The sequence below is a fragment of the Dictyoglomus sp. genome, assembly GCF_049968615.1.
Classification (GTDB): domain Bacteria; phylum Dictyoglomota; class Dictyoglomia; order Dictyoglomales; family Dictyoglomaceae; genus Dictyoglomus; species Dictyoglomus turgidum.
The window spans coordinates 259,686-279,550 of sequence record NZ_JBMFQK010000001.1; the positions used below are offsets into that span (position 1 = coordinate 259,686).

The following is a 19,865-nucleotide window of genomic DNA, read 5'->3' on the forward strand; positions in this document are numbered from 1 at the left end:
TCTATTTTACGTCTGTAATATCTAAATTAGGTTTAAATTTTACAATACTGTTTTCTGGAATAAAACCTCTTACACTGGCATTAGGATAAATTAGCACTCTTTTTCCTATAATAGTTCCTGGATTGAGAACAGAGTTGCATCCTGTTTCACTATCATCCCCAATAATGGCTCCTAATTTCCTAAGTCCAGTATCATATACTTCTTCCTTTACCTTTATCTTCACAGTACCTGAAAGCCCTATTTTTAAATTTGATATCTTAGTACCTGCTCCCAAATTTACATTGTGGCCAAGAATGCTATCTCCTACATAATTAAAATGAGGAGCCTTTGCCCCAGAGAGTAAAACACTATTTTTAACTTCTGTGGTATGCCCCACCACACAATTGTCTCCAATAAAAACATTACCTCTTATATAAGCACCTTGCCTTATTTCACAGTTTTTCCCTATATAAGCAGGACCCTTTATATATACAAAAGGCTCAATCACTGTTCCTTCATCTATAAATACATTTCCCTCTATAAACACTCCACCTTTTATTACTCCTCTAATTTCAGGTCTTGCATATTCCTTTAAAAACTTCTCAAGTTTTCTTAGCACTTCCCAAACTAAATTAACATTTTCAAAAAGTTCTTTCTCAATACCCGACAAATCGAAAAACTCTTCAGGTTCAAACACTTCACTGTGCCTCCCTTCACCATTTTAATAGATCCAACACTTTAATTATATCTGAAGGTCTTGAAGCAAGAAAATGTATACCATCGAGAAGTTTACTCTCTTTCAGCTTAGAACAAAACTCAACACAAAATTCAATACTTAAAGCTTTTATATCCTTAGTGTTTTTAAACATTTCTATGACTCTCTCAGGAATTTTTATACCAGGAACATTATCCATCATATACTCTAACATTTCCAAAGATTTAAAAATAGTAACCCCAGCTATGATTTTTACATCATCTCCAACCCTCTCCCTTACCCTCTCCATAAGGGAAAGCTCAAAAAAAAGTTGGGTCTGAAAAAACTCAGCTCCAGCCTTTTTCTTTTTTAATAGTTTTAAGATTTCTATCTCTAAAGGAACAAGATTAGGATTGAATACTGCTCCCAAGAAAAAATCAGGACTCTTATTTAACTTCTTGCCTGAAAAATCCTCTCCTTCTTCTAACTTTTTGGCAATCACTAATATATTGGTAGCATCAAGATCAAATACAGGCTTTGCAGATTTTACTATTCCCGTAGTAGTATAATCACCAGTGAGCACCAACACATTTCTAATCCCAAGAGCATAAGCACTCAAGAGCTCCCCTGATATAGCTACCCTATTTCTATCCCTTGCAGTTATCTGAAAAATAGGCTCAAATCCTTCTCTTAGAAGAAGATAACTTCCCACAAGAGATGTAATTCTTACTCCCACATTTTGAAAATCAGTAACATTAACCGCATCAATTCTATTCTTTAAAAGAAGAGTCTTCTCAATAAAAGAACTAACATCCACCCCTCTTGGTGGACTTACCTCTGCAGTTATAACAAACTTTCCAGACTTCAACTTTTGCTCAAAGTTCATTCTTGAAAAAGGATCTTACTAAAGTCTTTGGGTGGGATAATCTTTAAAAACTCCTCTTCGGTAATTCTCTTATTTTTAAAAAGAATAACCCATGGACATAATCTATTAAATACTTCACACATACCCTCTTCGGAACCCCCACAAGGGCCATTTCTCATTTTTTTAGGGCACAATTTCTCCATACATAAATTTCCAGTATAATATATCCAGCATTCTCCACAAGCAGAACACAATCTTACAAAGCTTCCAAGACTTCTACCAGGCTCTATCTTCAAAGTGTTTGTAGCTGGAAAAACCTGTTTTTTAACATAATTGGGAATAATCTGAGGAAGGCCTCCACACGTAAAAGTTAAAATTGCCTCTGCTTCATTTACCCCCTTTAAATCCTTAACAATTTTCAAAAACGAACCCACATTACACTCTTCCTTTTTTAAAGTGTACATACCTACCAATTCATAACCCAAAGCACTAATATAATCTAAAACTTGTTGATTCTTCTCTTCCACCTTTGCAAAACCACAATTATCACAAGAAAAGACAAAAACTTTATTACCTTTTACAAAACCTTTAATCTCTTCTATAGGTTTAAACTCAAGCCTCAACTTTTTTCACCGCCTTAAGAAGGTTCATAGCAAGAACTCGAGTGGTTATTACTCCTATACCCCCAGGAACAGGAGTTATATACTCTACTTTATCTTTTACCTCTTCAAAATTTACATCTCCTACAAGCTTTCCATCTACCACATTAGTGCCCACATCAATTATTACTTGTCCTTCTCCTACCATATCCTTACCCACAAAATAAGGTTTTCCAATAGCTACTATGAGAATTTCTGCTTTTTTAGTAAACTCTACTAAATTTTTAGTCTTTGAATGGCATACAGTAATTGTCGCATTCCTATTCAAGAGCAACAAAGAGAGGGGTTTCCCTACCGATATACTTCTTCCTACAACCACCACATTTTTCCCTTCCACAGGAATTTGATAAAAATCTAAAAGCTCAAGAACTGCCTGTGGCGTACAAGGATGAAAAGAGTCCTCTCCCACCAAAAGTCTACCTAAATTTTCATAGGTTACTCCTTCCACATCCTTCTTAGTGGGTAAAAATTGAAAAGCCTTACCTCTTTCAAGCTCTTCAGGAAGAGGTCTTAAAATCAATACTCCATGGATAGCGCTGTCTTCTTCTAATTCCTTCATAATTTTTTTGAAATCTACTAAGGAGATCTCTTCATTAAAATTTTTTCTTTCTATATTAATACCTATTTTTGAAAAAAATTTTTCTATACTCTTTGCGTAAGCTTCTGCCTCAGCATTTTTGCCAACCTTAACTATACATAAAGTAGGAATAACACCTTGTGATTTATAAAATTGAATTTTTTCTTTAATCTCCTTCTCTAATTTCTCAGCAACAGGCTTTCCTTCAAGGATAACCCCCATAAATACCTCCTACAAAAGACCTATTATATTTCCATTTTCATCCAAATCCATATTGTAAGCAGAGGGAACCTTGGGAAGTCCTGGCATGGTCATTATATTACCCGTATAAACTACCAGAAAACCAGCCCCGCCTGAGATTTTCACTCCTTGAACATTTATTACGAAGTCTTCAGGTCTTCCTAAAAGCTTGGGATTGTCCGATAAAGAATATTGAGTTTTTGCCATACAAACTGGTAAGTTTACAAAACCCCAACTTTCAATTCTTTTTAAATCTTCTTTTGCACTCTCAGAAAATATTACTTCCCTTGCCCCATATACTCTCTTACATATTTTGTCTATTTTATCTTTATAGCTTTCATTTAAATCATATAGATAGGAAAATTCATTTTTATCTTCCTCTATAGCTTTAATCACTTCTTGAGCAAGTTGAATTCCACCTAAGCCCCCTTTTTCATAAACTTCCGAAATAGCTACCCTTATGTTTCTATCCCTAAGCTCCGAAAGTACATATTCTATTTCCCTTTCACTATCCTTAGGAAATCTATTTAAAGCTACCACCACAGGTAATTTAAAAACATCTCTTATCACGTCCACATGATGTAAAAGGTTAGGAAGACCCTTTTTTATAGCCTCTATATTTTCTCCTTCAAAATCTTTCTTTATTCCACCATGAAACTTTAATGCCCTTACAGATACCACGATTACTACAGCACTTGGTTTTATATTTCCTAATCTACATTTAATATTAAAAAACTTCTCTGCTCCAAGATCCACACCAAAACCAGCCTCTGTTATCACATAGTCAGAAAGTTTTAGTGCCATCTCGGTAGCAATAAGAGAATTAGCACCATGGGCAATATTAGCAAAAGGACCACCATGCACAAAAGCAGGAGTACCCTCAAGAGTTTGAACCAAATTAGGAGATATAGCATCCTTTAAAACTACACTCATAGATCCTTGAGCTCCTATATCTTTACATAAAACGGGCATACCATTTTTATTAATCCCAATTACAATATTACCTAATCTTTCTTTTAACTCAGAAATATTCCTTGATAGCGATATTATTGCCATAACCTCCGAAGCTGCAGTTATATCAAAACCGTCCTCTCGAGGTACACCATTTGCTCTTCCTCCAAGCCCACTCACAATAAATCTCAATTGTCTATCATTCATGTCTAAACATCTCTTCCAAAAAATCTGCCTTACATCAATGCTCAATTCATTCCCATGATAGATATGATTGTCTATCAAAGCTGATAAAAGATTATGAGCCGAAGTAACAGCATGAATATCTCCCGTAAAGTGAAGATTAATGATGTCCTCAGGAACTACCTTTGCCTTACCCCCTCCCACAGCTCCCCCTTTTATACCAAACACAGGACCCATAGATGGCTCACGAATACATACAAAAGAACGATAAGAAAGTCTTCTAATGGCATCACCTAATCCAATAGTCGTAGTAGTTTTTCCCTCTCCATATGGTGTAGGATTCATGGCACTTACTAGGATTAACTTACCTGAGGGATTATTTTGTATTTCTTTATAATAATTCCATTTAACTTTTCCAACATACCAACCATAAGGGATAAAAAATTCCTCGGGAATTCCCAACTCCAAAACAACCTCCAAAATCCTTTTCAACTTCCTTCCTCCCAATCAGATCTCAATTGGTACTATCTCTCCCCAAATTTTATCCTTGTCCACATATAGATAGCCTATGGTATTTTTGTCGGTAAAAAATTTATCTGTGGGAGAGCCTGGATTAAAAAAGAGTATATTATTTTCCCATTCTATCACTGCTTTATGAGTATGTCCAAAAACTATAGCATTCAAAGTTTCTCCTTCAAAAACATTCCTAACCCTTTCCTTAATACCCCATGGAGCACCACTACCATGAGTAATCCCTATCTTAACATTCTCAACAGTTATGATCCTTTTTGCTGGAAGAACTCTTTTCACCTCAAAATTATCCATATTTCCATGTACTCCTACAACTTCTGCGATCCTCTGAAGTTCTGGTAAAAAGAAAATATCTTCCCAATCTCCAGCATGAATTATTAAATTCACTCCTTGAAGCTTTTCAACAATAACTTGAGGAAGATAAGGAAAACGAGAAGGAAGATGAGTATCCGAAATTACCCCAATTTTTACCATAAGTCCTCCTTCTCTGTTACTACTATGTATTAAAAAATTGGCGGGGAGGGTGGGACTCGAACCCACATGGCCACGAAGGCCTTACCGGTTTTCAAGACCGGCCCCTTAGCCAATTCGGACACCTCCCCGATGTCCAAAAAAATTATACCATAAATTTTTTAATTTTAAGTTAAAATTTTGTGGTATAATCTTATTCACAAAAAAAGAAGGTGAATTTTATGGAAGTAAAAAGAATAATTCAGGAGAGAAGATCTCTAAGATCCCTTGAGCCTTTTGAAGTAACTCAAGAGTTAATATATGATCTTGCTGAATCAGCCTTTCTTGCCCCTTCATGCTTTAACAATCAACCTTGGCGCTTTATTTTTACCTATGATCAAAATATCCTTAAAGAGTTGTATACCGCTTTAACCCCAAGAAATAATTGGGCTTATAAATCCCCTCTAATAGTTACAGTCTTTACAAAGGATGAGTTGGATTGTCAAATAAAAGGAAGAAATTATGCCCTTCTTGATACTGGGATGGCTGTGGGATTCATGCTTTTAAGGGCCACAGAGTTAGGATTAATAGCTCATCCTATAGCAGGTTATGATGAGGAAAAGGTAAAAAAAGATCTTAAATATACCTGAAGATATGACGGCAATTCTATTAATCGTATTTGGAAAACAAGCAAAAGAGATAAATCCAAATCTTTCTGAGGAACAAAAAGAAAGAGAACTGAAAAGGCCAGAAAGACTTCCAATAAAAGATTTTGTGTATTTTAACAAATACAGGTAAAAGATGTTAATTTCTTGTTCAACTGCAGCCTTTATAAATCCAGAAATGACCATAGATGAAAAATTAAAAAATTCTATTGAGGCTTTAACCACTATTTTAGAAAACAACTTCGATGGAATTGAACTCTTTCTTCCTAAGGACTTTGATGAGGAAAAAAGAGAAACCCTCTTTAATGAAGCAAAAAAAATCAGAGGAAAAATATTAACTTTACATGCCCCTAAAAACATTCTTCATAAACCTATAAAGTCTGTACTCCCTGATCTAGTAAAACTAATTAAGGAATGCTATGAGTTGGAAATAAAAATTATTGTTATGCATCCTCCCTTTCAAAAATCCATGGATTCTTTGTTAAAAAATGTATTCTCCATATTCGACAATGTAATCCACTTTGCTTCAAGACATAATGTAATATTAACCATAGAAAATGTACCTTATCTTCTTGATCCACCTCAATTTTACTCTGCTCTTGTGAAGAGATACAGAAATTCTATTGGCATAACCATTGATGTAGAGTATCTTCACTCCACAAAGTATTCCTTGGACAAATATCCTAAAGAATTATTAAAAAACTATCTCCGAAATATACATATAAGGGATTATGATGGACAAAGCTTTGATGAAGAAGGAAAAAGGAGATATTTAAAGTTAGGAGAAGGATTAATCAATTTTAAAGAACTATTTGAAAAGATATTTGAAATTGGATATGATGGTCCTTTAACTGTGGAAACTGTTTTTGATAATAAAATCGAAGACCTAAAATATAGTAGAGACTTTATTATAAAAAACCTTCCTCAAAAATCATTAGCCTCTGGATAAGAGCCTAATATCTTAAAGTCTATACATTCTTCCTTTACCCTCTCAAGGGCTTGAGAGACCTTTTCATCCCATATATGTCCTTGAAAATCTACAAAGAACCTATACTCAAAGGGTTTAGCAGGAACAGGTCTTGATTGAATTAAAGTCATATTTAAACCAAAATCATGTAGTGGTCTCAAAGCCCTGTATAAAGCTCCTGCTTGGTGCTTAACCGAGAAAATTATAGAGGTTTTATCCTTACCCGTTGGTTTTGGAATGTCTTTTCCAAGTACTAAAAATCTTGTCTTATTGTTCCAAGAATCCTGAATATTCTCAGCAAGAATATTTAATCCAAAGACCTCTGCTGCAAAATTACTTGCGATAGCCGCACTTTCTTTTTCTTCCTTTACTATTTTAGCAGCAAAACTTGTGCTTGAGGTTGGTATCTCTTGTACGTTAGGTAAATTTTGCCTCAACCACCTTTTGCACTGGGCAAGAGCTTGGGGATGAGAGTATACCCTTTTGACCTTATTCATGGAATCTTCAGAAGATATTAAAGAATGTCTTACATCTAAATAAACCTCCCCAATAACTTTTTTAGTAGTAATAGCAAGAAGATCCATGGTACTTCCTACCGTACCTTCTAAAGAATTTTCTATGGGAACTACAGCATATTCAGATCCTTCCTCTAAGGACTTAAAAATGTCCTCCACCAAAAGTAAAGGTTTAAACTTTACACCCTCTCCAAAAAACTTTACCGCAGCCTGATGAGTAAAACTGCCTTCAGGACCTAAATATAAAACCTCAATATCTTTCTCAAGAGCCCTTAAGTAGCTCATGATAGTCTTAAAGATTCCTATTATTGCCTTCTCATCTAAAGGTCCCTGGTTTTCTTTAACTAATCTTTCCAAAAGTTCTTTCTCCCTTGAAGGATCAAAAATAGGATAATTATTTTTAATCTTCCAATTTCTTATTTGAAGTACTATTTGGGCTCTTTTATTTATAATCTCAAGCAATTTCCTATCTAATTCATCTATCTCTCTTCTAAGTTCCTCGAGTTCTCTCACAGATAATCTCTCCCTTGAATATATTTTTATAATTCTATAGAAATATTCTTTTGTGGTCAATATTGCATTTTTTTCAAAATAAAACTATACTATCATGGGAAAACGATAACGTAAACTTTTCTAAGAGAGGGGTTGATGAAGATAAAGTCCAACAAGCAAAACTTAAGATTTTATTTTCGTGAATTAAATATTCTTCTTGCTCTTGCCGTGTTATGTGTCTTCATTACAATAATGAATCCTAAGTTTATTACCCCCTTTAACCTTCAGGTGGTTGCAAGACAAATAGCAATTTATGGGCTTCTTGCTATTGGGGAAACGTTAATAATTATTGGTGGTGGTATAGATCTTTCCGTGGGATCTCTTGTGGCTCTAACAGGTGTCCTTGTAGCTCTTTTCATGAAAAATGGTATAGATATGGTAGTAGCAATTCTTTTGGTGCTAATTATATCTTGTCTTATAGGATTTTGGCATGGGTTCTTTGTCACCAAACTAAATGTTCCCCCCTTTATAATAACCTTAGGAACCCTCACTGCTGCAAGAGGACTTGCCTCAGTTATTACAAAAGGATGGCCCATTATTGGTCTCCCCGAAAAATTCTTCTTTATAGGCCAAGGAGATCTTTGGGGAATTCCTTTCCCTACTGTGATATTAATTGTCTTTGCAATTTTAGCCTTCTTTATTACAAAGTACACAGTGCTTGGAAGGGATTTATATGCAGTAGGAGGAAATATTGAGGCTGCAAGACTTTCTGGAATAGATGTGGATAAAGTAAGAATGTTTACCTACGTTTTTGGATCCTTCCTTGCAGGAATCACAGGGATAATCATTGCCTCAAGACTAAGCCAAGGACAAGCAGGAGTCGGAGGGGGCTATGAATTGAGTGCTATCGCAGCTGCAGTAATAGGAGGTACCTCTCTTTCGGGTGGCGAGGGTACGATTTTAGGTACCATAATTGGAGCAAGTATTATGTCAGTGATTTATAATGGACTCATACTTCTTGAAATATCTTCATATTGGCATGATGTAGTAATGGGACTTGTGATAGTTACAGCAGTCACAATAGACATTTGGAGAAAGAGAAAAAGATAAATCCTAATTTGGGGGGGTGAGAAAATATTTTAATTCCTATCTCTTTTCCAATTTTAAAGAAATTCAACTAGTGGGAGGTGTTCTTTATGCGTAAAGTTTTGGTTGCTATTTTAATTATTCTTTTCCCTATTATATTCTCTATAGGGTATTCTAAAGAAATACATGTAGCAGTTATTGGAAAATCAGTACATCCTTACTGGGCAGAGGTAGAACTCGGAGTAAAACAGGCAGCTAAAGATTTGGGAGTAAAAGCTACCTTCTTCGTACCTCAAAAAGAAGATATCCCTGCACAAATATCCCAGATGGAGTCCTTTATTGCTATGGGTGTTGATGGTATTGCTATTGCTCCTTCTGACCCAACCGCTATAGCTCCAACCATTGAAAAAGCAATGGCAAAAGGTATTCCAGTAATTACCCTTGATACCGATGCCCCTCAAAGCAAGAGATTAGTATACATCGGAACTGACAACTACTCAGCAGGAAAAATTGCTGGCATGGTAATGAATGATCTACTTGGAATAAAAGGAGGAAAGGTAGCTATAGGAACAGGATCTCTTACTGCAATGAACTCCTTAGAGAGAATCCGTGGTTTCATGGATGGCATAGCTTCTAACAAAAGAATTGTTGTAGTAACTAAACCAGCTCTTTGCGATTTTGAAGACACAGGAAGAGCTGTTACCCTTGCAGAACAAGCACTCTTGACCTATCCAGACCTTAGAGGATTCTTTGGAGTCTATGCTTTCAATGGACCCGCTGCAGCAAAAGCAGTAAAATCTGCTGGAAAAGTAGGTCAAGTGTTAATAGTATGTTTTGACACCACTGCAGAACATATGCAACTTATAAAAGAAGGAGTAATATCCGCTACTGTAGGTCAAAGGCCATATATGATGGGATACAAGAGCGTAGAAGTTCTAACCAAAATGGCACAAAAGGGCGTTGACGCAACTCTTAAAGAATTACCAGCAAACAGAATTATTGACACTGGTGTAGATGTGGTAGCGGGAGATAAATACGTAAAGAGCATAAAGAGTGTACAAGCACTAACAGTAGAGCAATATAGAAAGAAATTACAAGAACTTGGTATACCTGTTCAGGGATGGTAGCAAAGAAATAGGGGGAGGAGCTCTCCTCCCCCAAAACATACATAGGAGGCTTGAAAAATGAATCAGGATCTCCTATTAAAAATGGAGAAAATTTCAAAAAGCTTTCCTGGAGTAAAAGCTTTGGACCAAGTAGATTTAGAAGTCTACAAGGGTGAAATTCTTGCCCTTGTGGGAGAAAACGGAGCTGGAAAATCTACCCTTATGAAAATTCTAACAGGAGTTTACCAAAAAGACGAAGGAAGAATCCTATTTAAAGGAAAGGAAATAAGCCCTCAAAATCCTCATGAAGCCCAAAAATTAGGTATTTCTATTATTTATCAAGAATTTAATTTGGCCCCAAACCTTGATATTGCTACAAACATATTTTTAGGTAATGAGCCCAGAAAGGGTAAATTTATAAAAATTTTTGATTATAAGAAAGCCTACGAAGAATCATTAAAACTCTTAGATTTACTTGGCTTAAATTTATCACCAGACACCTTAGTAAAAGATCTTACTGTAGCCGAACAACAAATGGTAGAAATTGCGAAGGCTCTTGCTCAAAAAGCAGAACTTATCATAATGGATGAACCTACCTCGGCTCTTGCCGGAAGAGAGGTTAAAAAACTATTTGAGATAATGAGAAGGCTTAAAAGTGAGAATATTTCAATAATATTTATTACTCATAGGCTTGAAGAGGTATTTGAAATTGCTGACAGAATTGTAGTATTAAGAGATGGGAAAAGAGTTGGAGAATTACCTGCTCAAAGGGATAAGTATGATGATGTAATAAGAATGATGGTAGGAAGAGAGATAAGAGTAATACCAAAACCTTCTACAAAAACAGAAGAACCTATCTTTGAGGTAAGAAATCTATCTTCTAAAAAGATCAAAAATATATCTTTCCAACTTAGAAAAGGAGAAGTCTTAGGGATTGCAGGTCTCGTAGGAGCAGGAAGAACAGAGATTATTAGAGCCATATTTGGAGCTGATCCTATAATTTCTGGAGAAATATATCTCGAAGGAAAAAGGATTGAAATTAAATCACCAAAGGATGCGGTACAACAAAAAATAGGCTTAGTACCTGAAGATAGAAAGCTTCAAGGACTTATTCTGGATATGGCGGTTTATGAGAATATTTCTTTACCTTCTTTAAGATATTTATTCCCTAATGGAATTATAAAAAGAAAAACAGAGTATGATCTTGCTGAGTATTTTGTTAAAAAACTACAAATAAAAACGCCAAGTATTTTCCAAAAAGTTATAAACCTCTCTGGAGGAAATCAGCAAAAAGTTGTGCTTGCAAAATGGCTTGCTTTAAAACCTAAGATTCTTATTCTTGATGAACCTACAAGGGGAATAGATGTGGGAGCAAAAGCAGAAATACATAGACTTATTGGAGAAATGGCTCAAGAAGGAATTGGAATTATCCTTATCTCTTCAGAACTTCCTGAAATTCTCGCCCTTTCTGATAGAATTCTTGTAGTATCAAAGGGAAGAATCACAGCAGAAATAAGCAAAGAAGAAGCAACACAGGAGAAAATAATGCAATATGCAATAATTTAATCTATAATTATAATACCATAAGTCTTTCACAAAAGAAGGAGGATTCTAACATGTCAAATTATACCGTATTTATAACAGGAGCCTCTAAAGGGTTAGGTTTTTCTCTGACAAAACTCTACCTTGAAAAAGGACATAAAGTAATAGCAACCTATCGAAAGAATCTTGAAAAATTAGAAGAAATAAAAAATCATCCAAACTTAATCCTTTATACGATGGATGTATCCGATGAAAACTCAGTCAAAAATGCCTTTGATTTTTTAAAAGACAAAATTAGTCACATTGACATTCTTATAAACAATGCAGCTGTATATTTAGAAGACAAAACTAAAACCATAGAGAATGTAGATATTGAAGAAGCCATTACAACTTTAAATATAAACTCCATAGGTCCCTTAAGAGTCTTAAAATACTTTTATTCCTTTGTGGAGAGGGGAAATAAGAAATTAATAATAAATGTATCATCAGAAGCTGGAAGTATTTCCAACTGTTGGAGAGATAGGGAATATGCCTATTGTATGTCAAAATCAGCTTTAAACATGCTCTCTGCCATATTGCAAAATTATAGCATACCTAAAGGTATAAAAGTTTTAGCCATTCATCCTGGCTGGATGAGAACTGACATGGGGGGTCCCAATGCAGATATAGCTCCTGAGGAAGCAGCTGAAGGTATATACAATCTCTCTATGAAAGATTGGGATATAAGCGATAAAAATATATACATGGATTATAAAGGAAATTTAATGACTTGGTAAAAATATGGGGGCGGTTTTGCTATTCGCCCCCTATATTTTAAAGTATCTCAAAAGTACTTAAACTCTTCTCAAAAGCAGGTAAATACTTCTCAAAATTATCTTTTAAAGAAGTAAAAGTAAAAATGTAAAATCTTCCTTCATAGATAATATAAACTTGTTTTTGTTCGAAAGACAAACTTTCATCCACGTTTAGAGTATAAACAATCTCATAACCTTTATATTTTGATACATCCCTTACTCCTTCGGAAATAAACTCTAAAGAACCATAATATTTTCCTACAGCTTCTAATTGGACTTTTATTGCACTTATAAGATCTTCATTTATCTCTGTAACCTCACCAGGAAGATTTGCCACATTTATATTGAAATTGGGCATAAATCCTTCATCAGCAGGACCTACAAACATCACCGCTAAATTATAAGGTTTTCCGTCTTTTACCTCCCATCCTTCGGGGGGCACAATAGAAAAACCTAACTTTTCATCCACGTATTTATTAGTATCTGCTAAAAGAATATTAAAGGAAAAACATAAAATTAAACTAATAAAAAGTAACAATTTTAAAAGCTTTCTCATTTAACAATCCCTCCTATATTCATATATTTCTTTAAAACTTTACAATTTCCCAAAAAGCCTTTTTAGGGTTATGATTCTTATCAAAGAGTAATGGATAGTCTTCTCTTCCCCTTACAGGCCAGAAGTAAAGCCAAGTATAATCATCAGCTACACCCCAAAAAGTAACCCCAGTGACCACCCCTCTATATTTCCTTAAGATCTCAAAGGCTTGTTTATAAAGTTGAGCCTGCTTCTCAATCCTATCATCGGGTGGAACTTTAAAATTATTATTTTCATTTCTGTCATAGTAAATAGATATATCAAATTCAGTAATCTGAACCTCAACACCAAGCTCTGAAAATCTCTTTATAGAGTCTTCAAGCATCTTAGGTGTAGGCCATGCTAATGTCCAGTGGCCCTGTATTCCAACACCATGAATTGGGATCCCTTTCTCTTTAAGCCTTTTTACCAATTGATAAGCCTTTTCCCTCTTTATGGGATCCTCTAAGTTATAATCATTATAAAATAATTTAGCATTAGGATCTGCTTCATTAGCCCAAATAAATGCTTTTTCAATAACTTCCTCCCCACAAATATCATACCAGGGAGCCTTTCTCAAAAACTCATTAGGGTTATCTGATAGGGCCTCATTAACCACATCCCAAGCGTAAACCTTACCTTTATAGTGTCCTACCACCTCATAAATATGCTCTTTCAATCTTGCAAGAATCTCATCTTTAGTTCCTGCATAAACCCATCCTGGAGTCTGATTATGCCAAACTAAGGTATGTCCCCTTACCTTCATACCATTTTTCATGGCAAAATCTACAATCTCATCGGCAGGACCAAAATCATAAACATAGGGTTTAGGATGAATAACTTCCCATTTCATTTGATTTTCAGGTGTTAGACTATTAAAGTGTTTCTTAAGAAGATCCTCATAAGTATAGATGTTTAAATGGCTAACCGCTGCACCAATGGGAAAGTAATCTTTATATACTTCTTTCAGGGATGGAATCTCCATCCCTACTGCCTCCTTCCTTAAATCGCTTATGGAAAAAATTAAAAGGAATAATAAGAGTGCAAAGATGGAAAACCTTTGCTTAATCATTTTACCAACAACTCCTTTCTATCAAAAAATTTTACTGCCTAAAAACCCCTCACTTTCTAATAATTTTATCACATTATTTTCACCTATTAAATGTCCAGCCCCAACTACTATAAATAAGGATTTATATTCTCCTAATAATTTCTTTATTCTCTCTGCAAACTTAAAGTTCCTCCTATAGAATATATGCTCATAAAATATTTTATATTCTTTTTTCTCTCTATCTTTCATTAAAAAATTCAACAATTTTTCTTCATCCCCATTTTTGTATGCATCAAGCAATAATGATAAATCATTCTTACTGTGCTCTTCTTGCTTTAATCCTTGTAAAATAGTTTTCAAAATATTCAATTGATCCTCTTCCGGTATTTCAGAAAATGCATCAAGTTGTTCCTCTACAGTCTCTAAGGGTATTATTTTTTTATTTAATTTCTTGGCTCTATTCAAAAAATAGAAATCAATCCCATATCTCATATCCGAAGCAGAATTTAAAACAGAAGAGCTAATTTGAAGCAATAATACCCAAGGCTTAAAGATCTTTATTTGCTCAAAATTCTCCTCGCCCAAAAGCTTCTTTAAATACCCTACCGATTCAGAATCCAAATAATTCTCAATACTATCTCCTTTTTTATATATTCCTCTCCTAAATAGATAACTTTGAGTTTTAAATATATTTTGGGAATCAGTTATATCCAGTTCAACAACTAATGCCTCTGTCTCAATAAAAACCTTCTCAATCAATGGATCAAGAGGGTATAAGTCGGGAGTTCCATAATGGATAGATCCCAAAATATACGCCTTACCATAATCAGATCTTACCTCATAGAAAATCCCCTTAGTTCCACAAAAAACAAAGTTGAGTAACAAAATAGAAATGATTACAAAAGAAATAAGTCTTTTTAAATACTTCATTATCCCTTCCCCCCATTTATCCTACTACTAATTAATTCTTTGTTATCCTCAGATCAACGACCATATATGGAATAGAAATATTATTTTCATCAAAAACCTTCTTAATTCTAGTACTTAAAGCATTGATAGCATCAAAATAACTATCTCTATTCACCCAAAAATACACAGTATAGGTTATTCCCGAATTTCCATACTCTTTAAAAACCACCATATTATTTACACTCTCATCCTTTACTACGAGTTCTTCCTCTTCTAAAGCTCTTTTTAATAAACTTATAACCTTCTCAAGATCAGAAGAATAATCCACACTAACATCAAAACTTACTCTCCTATAAGGACCTGGCCAAAATTTTGTCACTGTTCCAGACCATACTTTTCTATTGGGTATTAATACCATCTTCCCATCAAAAGTCTTTATCCTTGTATGGTTCATCTCCACCATATCCACTATTCCACTAATTCCATCTACATCTAAAGCTTCTCCCTCAAAGACTTTTCTTGTCACCAAAACCAATATTCCAGAAAGAAAATTTGTAAGCGGTTCCTGAAAAGCAAGACCTAAAACCACACCCGAAATTCCAAGTCCTGTAAGATAGGGCATTAGATTTACATTCCAAATGGACAAAATAATAGCTACACCAAAGCCAAATATTAAGAAGCCAATAAGCATGGAAACAGTTTTTGGAGCCTTTATCTCTCTTCCTGCTCTTGAAGCGACATTATTTATAGCTTTCATAATGATTTTATGAATAAAAAAGGATACAAAGAGAATAAATAAAGACCATATAATATTCATATACATTATAAATCACCCCTTATATATATCTTTCAAAAAATACGCATATCACAAATATCTGTAGCATAAACTTCAAGTCCATTTTTTGCAAAAAAATATATAATATCTTCTTTCGCACCCAAGATCTAAAATCTTAATCAAAGACATTATATCATTAAAATCTTATGCCTTACAATTTTTTAGTAAGCTTTTTTTGAATTTATAAGAAGTTTATAAAAATACGAAAGAGGATAAACCTTGATGTGGTAAGAATAGAACCAAATGAAACATATAATATTATAAATCCTCTTCAGAAGATTTTTAAGTAATAAAAGGTATAGGTTCAAAAAATCATCCTAAAGAAAAGACTATGAGGATCTAAATTTAACATTAGGAAGTTAAAGGAAATTAAAAAGAGAAGGGCTTCATTATAATGCCCTTCCCATTTATGTATAGAAATTTCGCTTTGTTTTCAATCTTCTCTCCCTTTAGAGTAACCTCTAATTTGTATATTTTTCTACAGGCTTTGTAATAATAACTGAAAGATAAATACATAGGGGAATTATGGCAAAAGTAAAAAGGGTTAACTTCCAATTTATACGTAAAGCAAGAATTAATCCAAGGGTAAAGACAAAAGGTTGATAAAAAATATCACCCAAAGAAGAGTTAAGAAAATAATGTAGTCTTATTTAGTTTTTCTCCAATCCTTAATCTTAGATCATTTACATATCTTTCTGAGAATTTACTTAAATTAAAAGCTTTGATATATTCCAAAATAATTCTAAAAATAGAGATCAATAGAACAGTAAAGAAAATCTCTTTAAATCCGTTTCCATATTTTTGAAATAAATATTTATAAACGCAACTACAGTTGATAAAAGGAGTGCTAATACGTTTAAAGTCCAATCCTTCTTAAAAATCTCACGCATAAGCCCCTTTTTCATCTATCACCTCTAAATCCTTAATTTTTACTTAACATATTTTAAAATTGAATTTTAATTTTTGTCAATATATACCTTAAAAAATTTCAAATTAACCCTCCATGAATGCAAAAAATCAATAAAGATAAAGGGATAGATGATATTTATGGGGAAATATTTTTTACTATAAGTAAACTATTTATCTCTTTCTCACTCTTATATCAAAAGCTTCACTTGGATTATTAACAAGTAACTTTTCAACAATCTCCTCACTTATGCCCTTTTCTTCCAGTTTAGGAATAAACTTATAAGATATGTCTGTATAAGGCCTTATATTTTGTTCCTCTTTAGATTTTCCTACAGTAAACCATCCTGCATCATGGGAGATCAGGATCCTATCTATGAACCCCTCTTTTATAACCTTCTCCATAAGGTTTAAATGATACTCCATTGGTCTTGCCCCAATGGAATCGTACTCAAGAAAAGCTCCTTTTTCTAACAATTCAAGGTGCACTTCAAAGTTTTCAATGGCATCAGCATGAACAATGATCAAAGCTGAAAGATCTACTTTCTCTTCCTCAAAAATTCTTGCCACTTCGAGGGCACACCTTTCTTCTCCTGTATGACATGCCACTGTAAGCCCAGTCTCAAGATGAGTAAAAGCAGAAGCTCTTATCAATTTTTTATCTATCTCATTTAGAGGTCCAGGATTTACTGCAGTTTTAATAAAACCGGGCTTAATACCATCTTCAATTCCTTTTTCCCATTCTTCAATCCACATTTTTGCAAAATCTTCTGAAGAAAGATTCCAATACTTTTTGGGCACATGTTTATCTTCGCCTGCCCCATAAAAACCTGTATTTGTTATGACATTTAATCCAGTTTTTTCTGATAGAATTTTCAAAACCTTTACATCTCTTCCTACATACTTGGGAGTACATTCAAAGAAAGTACTATAACCTAAATTTTTAATCTCCATTAAATACGGTAACATTACCTCTACAATCTCATTTCTCAAATTATCATCAATCTTTATTTGTTCTTCGGCAGGAGAGAAATCCACAAGAATATGCTCATGAACTAAGGTTTTTCCCATATCTTTTTTATCAAAAAAACCTTTTACAGTCATAACCATAAGGTTCACCCCTTTTGCTTTTTACAAATGATATTGATATAATATCAAACATGAGAAATTTTACAAAGCCAAGAATAGTATATAGTGCTTGTCTTAATTCAGAACCAGTAAGATACGATGGTGGAATAATAAAAGATAGTTTTGCTCTGAAATTAAAAGAATATTGTGAAATTATAACAGTATGTCCAGAAGTCTCTATAGGGCTTGGGGTACCCAGGGAAAAGATCATAGTATATGTGGAAGAGAATAGATTAGGAATCTATCAACCCAAAACTGGATTAGACCTAACCGATAAGATACTTGACTTTTCCGAAAATTTTCTAAATACCTTACCTGAAATAGATGGATTCCTCCTAAAAAGCAAATCTCCTTCCTGTGGCCTATCAAACACCATGATTTATAAAGATAGAGAAGGAAAAATCTTCCACTCTAAAGGAAAGGGAATCTTTGCTCAAAAGGTTTTAGAAAAATTTCCTTACATTCCAGCAGAAGACGAGGGAAGGTTAAGAAATCCAGAAATTAGGGAGAGATTTCTAACGAGAATTTTTGCTCTATCAGAGTTAAGAAATCTCAAGAATAAAGATAATACAAAAGTAAAAGACCTAATAGAGTTTCATCAAAACAACAAATATCTCCTTATGGTTTATTCTCAAAAGCATTTGAAAGAACTTGGAAATCTTTTAGCCAATCAGTCTAAATATCCCTTTGAAGAGCTAATTGAGAAATATGCCCTCTTGTTTAAAGAAGCACTCTCTACAAATCTTAAAAGAGGAAATCATGTTAATGCCATCTTCCATATATATGGATATTTTTCTAGAAAATTAAAAGCGGGAGAAAAAAATCATTTTCTACATCTTTTAGATCTTTATAGAAGAGCGAAAATAAATTTAAGCCCTCTTGTTGAAATCTTGAGAAGTTGGGCATATAGATTTGATGACCAATATCTTTTAAATCAAACCTATTTAAATCCTTATCCTAATGAACTATCTTATATTGAATAAATTCTAACTTTTATGGTATAATTTTCCCAAAATTAAATATGGTTTTCCAGGGGAGCTGAGGGGATAAGCTCGGCTGAGAGGAGACCTAAGATCCCGGTCTCGACCCTTTGAACCTGACCCGGGTAATGCCGGCGGAGGGAGTGAAAGGTATAAAAAATCAAAGGACCGCTCGGTATAAACCGGGCGGTCCTTTATGTTTAATAGGGAGGGAAAAACATGCTTGTAAACGATAAAGAAGTAAATTTTAAAGGAAATTTAAAAGAATTGCTTCTTTCTCTTAATTATCCCACCGAAAAAATAGTTGTACTAGTAAACGGAGAAATTGTAAAAAAGGAAAATTGGGATAACGTAGAGTTAAGAGATGAAGACTACATAGAAATTGTCTCTCTTGTGGGAGGGGGATAATAATATGGGCTTAATAATTGATAATACTATTATAAATAACCGTCTCTTTGTAGGGACAGGTAAACTGCCAGATTATAGTGTTATCCCCAAAATGCATGAAGAACTAAAAATAGAAGTATTTGCTGTGGCAGTAAGAAGAATAAACCCCGAAATCAATAAGGGTTATTCTATCTTAGATTTCCTTCCTAAAACGGCAAAAATAATGATTAACACCTCTGGAGCAAGAAATCATAAAGAAGCAGTTAAAATTGCGGAAATAGGAAGAGAACTTACGGGTTCTGATTGGGTAAAAATAGAGATATCAGGAGAATTAAAATACCTTTTACCCGATAATGAAGAGACCATAAAGGCAGCAGAAATACTTGTCAAAGATGGATTTAAAGTCTTTCCCTATATATCTCCAGACCTTATCGTAGCAAAAAAATTAGAAGAAATAGGAGTTTCTGCAGTAATGCCTTTAGGCTCTCCCATAGGAAGTAACAAGGGAATCGATTGTGAAACTTTGCTTAAGGCGATTATAAATGAAATCTCTATTCCTGTTATTATCGATGCTGGTATAGGAAGGCCTTCCCACGCTTCAAAAGCTATGGAATTAGGTGCTGATGCAGTACTTATAAATACAGCCATCGCTACATCCAATGATCCCTTTAAAATGGCTGAGGCTTTTAATTTAGCGGTAAAAGCAGGAAGAATTGCCTACGAAATTGGTCTTCCCGAAGAAAAAGACTATGCTGACGCTTCGTCACCACTGATAGATTTTATAAAAGGAATTAGGTGA

24 protein-coding genes, 1 tRNA gene and 1 riboswitch are annotated in these 19,865 nt (G+C 34.1%); of the genes, 10 read left to right on the forward strand and 15 right to left on the reverse strand.

Going from position 1 to position 19,865, the window contains the following annotated elements:
• Nucleotide 1 precedes the first annotated feature (1 nt).
• The 7 genes from ACP5QL_RS01325 to ACP5QL_RS01355 form a co-directional block, all read right to left on the reverse strand.
• Nucleotides 2–676, reverse strand: a complete 675-nt coding sequence (locus ACP5QL_RS01325) for a glucose-1-phosphate thymidylyltransferase (RefSeq protein ID WP_012583981.1) — start codon at nucleotides 674–676, stop codon at nucleotides 2–4.
• Between the two features lie 16 nt (nucleotides 677–692).
• On the reverse strand, nucleotides 693–1,559 hold the full coding sequence (locus ACP5QL_RS01330; RefSeq protein ID WP_273334052.1) for a methylenetetrahydrofolate reductase: 867 nt from the start codon (nucleotides 1,557–1,559) through the stop codon (nucleotides 693–695).
• Nucleotides 1,556–2,161, reverse strand: coding sequence for a methylenetetrahydrofolate reductase C-terminal domain-containing protein (locus tag ACP5QL_RS01335; RefSeq protein ID WP_428124971.1), 606 nt, complete (start codon nucleotides 2,159–2,161; stop codon nucleotides 1,556–1,558). The genes ACP5QL_RS01330 and ACP5QL_RS01335 overlap by 4 nt, the downstream gene beginning before the upstream one ends.
• Nucleotides 2,151–2,996 carry a bifunctional 5,10-methylenetetrahydrofolate dehydrogenase/5,10-methenyltetrahydrofolate cyclohydrolase gene (locus tag ACP5QL_RS01340; RefSeq protein WP_012583984.1) on the reverse strand — a complete coding sequence of 282 codons (846 nt, stop codon included), beginning with the start codon at nucleotides 2,994–2,996 and terminating at the stop codon, nucleotides 2,151–2,153. The genes ACP5QL_RS01335 and ACP5QL_RS01340 overlap by 11 nt, the downstream gene beginning before the upstream one ends.
• A gap of 9 nt (nucleotides 2,997–3,005) precedes the next feature.
• Nucleotides 3,006–4,640 (reverse strand): formate--tetrahydrofolate ligase, encoded by a 1,635-nt coding sequence (locus ACP5QL_RS01345; protein ID WP_273334055.1) that lies wholly within the window; start codon nucleotides 4,638–4,640, stop codon nucleotides 3,006–3,008.
• 15 nt (nucleotides 4,641–4,655) lie between these two features.
• Entirely contained in the window at nucleotides 4,656–5,153 is a 498-nt protein-coding gene (locus ACP5QL_RS01350) for a metallophosphoesterase family protein (RefSeq protein WP_012583986.1), read from the reverse strand.
• A gap of 38 nt (nucleotides 5,154–5,191) precedes the next feature.
• Nucleotides 5,192–5,281: transfer RNA gene (locus ACP5QL_RS01355), tRNA-Ser, on the reverse strand.
• Nucleotides 5,282–5,371: 90 nt separating this feature from the next.
• Here ACP5QL_RS01355 and ACP5QL_RS01360 point away from each other — a divergent pair.
• The 3 genes from ACP5QL_RS01360 to ACP5QL_RS01370 are packed head-to-tail and all read left to right on the forward strand — an operon-like array spanning nucleotide 5,372 to nucleotide 6,743.
• A complete protein-coding gene (locus ACP5QL_RS01360) occupies nucleotides 5,372–5,779 on the forward strand; it encodes a nitroreductase family protein (protein ID WP_428124975.1) in 408 nt (135 codons plus the stop codon).
• A 4-nt stretch (nucleotides 5,780–5,783) separates the two neighbouring features.
• Nucleotides 5,784–5,927: a hypothetical protein gene (locus ACP5QL_RS01365; RefSeq protein WP_428124978.1), complete on the forward strand. Its 144-nt coding sequence runs from the start codon at nucleotides 5,784–5,786 to the stop codon at nucleotides 5,925–5,927.
• Between the two features lie 3 nt (nucleotides 5,928–5,930).
• Nucleotides 5,931–6,743, forward strand: coding sequence for a sugar phosphate isomerase/epimerase family protein (locus ACP5QL_RS01370; protein ID WP_273334059.1), 813 nt, complete (start codon nucleotides 5,931–5,933; stop codon nucleotides 6,741–6,743).
• Here the strand turns inward: ACP5QL_RS01370 and pheA are convergent.
• A complete protein-coding gene (gene pheA / locus ACP5QL_RS01375) occupies nucleotides 6,719–7,789 on the reverse strand; it encodes a prephenate dehydratase (RefSeq protein ID WP_273334061.1) in 1,071 nt (356 codons plus the stop codon). The two genes, ACP5QL_RS01370 and pheA, sit on opposite strands and share 25 nt — an antisense overlap.
• A 135-nt stretch (nucleotides 7,790–7,924) precedes the next feature.
• Between pheA and ACP5QL_RS01380 the strand changes: the two genes are divergently transcribed.
• The 4 genes from ACP5QL_RS01380 (at nucleotide 7,925) to ACP5QL_RS01395 (ending at nucleotide 12,278) form a co-directional block, all read left to right on the forward strand.
• Nucleotides 7,925–8,878 (forward strand): ABC transporter permease, encoded by a 954-nt coding sequence (locus tag ACP5QL_RS01380; RefSeq protein ID WP_012583990.1) that lies wholly within the window; start codon nucleotides 7,925–7,927, stop codon nucleotides 8,876–8,878.
• Nucleotides 8,879–8,964: 86 nt separating this feature from the next.
• Complete coding sequence (locus ACP5QL_RS01385; protein ID WP_012583991.1) at nucleotides 8,965–9,981, forward strand: sugar-binding protein; 1,017 nt, start codon at nucleotides 8,965–8,967, stop codon at nucleotides 9,979–9,981.
• A gap of 57 nt (nucleotides 9,982–10,038) precedes the next feature.
• Nucleotides 10,039–11,526 (forward strand): sugar ABC transporter ATP-binding protein, encoded by a 1,488-nt coding sequence (locus ACP5QL_RS01390; RefSeq protein WP_273334065.1) that lies wholly within the window; start codon nucleotides 10,039–10,041, stop codon nucleotides 11,524–11,526.
• A gap of 50 nt (nucleotides 11,527–11,576) precedes the next feature.
• Nucleotides 11,577–12,278, forward strand: a complete 702-nt coding sequence (locus tag ACP5QL_RS01395; RefSeq protein WP_012583993.1) for an SDR family oxidoreductase — start codon at nucleotides 11,577–11,579, stop codon at nucleotides 12,276–12,278.
• A gap of 37 nt (nucleotides 12,279–12,315) precedes the next feature.
• Here the strand turns inward: ACP5QL_RS01395 and ACP5QL_RS01400 are convergent, their stop codons facing one another.
• The 7 genes from ACP5QL_RS01400 to ACP5QL_RS01430 form a co-directional block, all read right to left on the reverse strand.
• A complete protein-coding gene (locus ACP5QL_RS01400; protein ID WP_428124985.1) occupies nucleotides 12,316–12,852 on the reverse strand; it encodes a PsbP-related protein in 537 nt (178 codons plus the stop codon).
• A gap of 31 nt (nucleotides 12,853–12,883) precedes the next feature.
• Nucleotides 12,884–13,855 (reverse strand): endo-1,4-beta-xylanase, encoded by a 972-nt coding sequence (locus ACP5QL_RS01405; RefSeq protein WP_012583995.1) that lies wholly within the window; start codon nucleotides 13,853–13,855, stop codon nucleotides 12,884–12,886.
• A 108-nt stretch (nucleotides 13,856–13,963) separates the two neighbouring features.
• A complete protein-coding gene (locus tag ACP5QL_RS01410; protein ID WP_428124989.1) occupies nucleotides 13,964–14,851 on the reverse strand; it encodes a TraB/GumN family protein in 888 nt (295 codons plus the stop codon).
• Nucleotides 14,852–14,882: 31 nt separating this feature from the next.
• Nucleotides 14,883–15,653 carry a mechanosensitive ion channel family protein gene (locus tag ACP5QL_RS01415; protein ID WP_012583997.1) on the reverse strand — a complete coding sequence of 257 codons (771 nt, stop codon included), beginning with the start codon at nucleotides 15,651–15,653 and terminating at the stop codon, nucleotides 14,883–14,885.
• Between the two features lie 473 nt (nucleotides 15,654–16,126).
• Nucleotides 16,127–16,285, reverse strand: coding sequence for an ABC transporter transmembrane domain-containing protein (locus tag ACP5QL_RS01420; protein WP_428124992.1), 159 nt, complete (start codon nucleotides 16,283–16,285; stop codon nucleotides 16,127–16,129).
• Nucleotides 16,286–16,292: 7 nt separating this feature from the next.
• The gene (locus ACP5QL_RS01425) at nucleotides 16,293–16,532 is read right to left on the reverse strand and encodes a hypothetical protein (RefSeq protein WP_164931031.1); all 240 of its coding nucleotides are present in this window, start codon (nucleotides 16,530–16,532) and stop codon (nucleotides 16,293–16,295) included.
• 213 nt (nucleotides 16,533–16,745) lie between these two features.
• The gene (locus tag ACP5QL_RS01430; protein ID WP_428124995.1) at nucleotides 16,746–17,675 is read right to left on the reverse strand and encodes a phosphotriesterase family protein; all 930 of its coding nucleotides are present in this window, start codon (nucleotides 17,673–17,675) and stop codon (nucleotides 16,746–16,748) included.
• Between the two features lie 20 nt (nucleotides 17,676–17,695).
• Between ACP5QL_RS01430 and ACP5QL_RS01435 the strand changes: the two genes are divergently transcribed.
• The 3 genes from ACP5QL_RS01435 to ACP5QL_RS01445 all read left to right on the forward strand — a co-directional run bounded on the left by ACP5QL_RS01435 (nucleotide 17,696) and on the right by ACP5QL_RS01445 (nucleotide 19,865).
• Nucleotides 17,696–18,682 carry a YbgA family protein gene (locus ACP5QL_RS01435; protein ID WP_242603699.1) on the forward strand — a complete coding sequence of 329 codons (987 nt, stop codon included), beginning with the start codon at nucleotides 17,696–17,698 and terminating at the stop codon, nucleotides 18,680–18,682.
• Between the two features lie 38 nt (nucleotides 18,683–18,720).
• Nucleotides 18,721–18,840, forward strand: a riboswitch (TPP riboswitch).
• Between the two features lie 58 nt (nucleotides 18,841–18,898).
• Entirely contained in the window at nucleotides 18,899–19,087 is a 189-nt protein-coding gene (thiS, locus tag ACP5QL_RS01440; protein ID WP_012584003.1) for a sulfur carrier protein ThiS, read from the forward strand.
• A gap of 4 nt (nucleotides 19,088–19,091) precedes the next feature.
• Entirely contained in the window at nucleotides 19,092–19,865 is a 774-nt protein-coding gene (locus tag ACP5QL_RS01445; protein WP_012584004.1) for a thiazole synthase, read from the forward strand.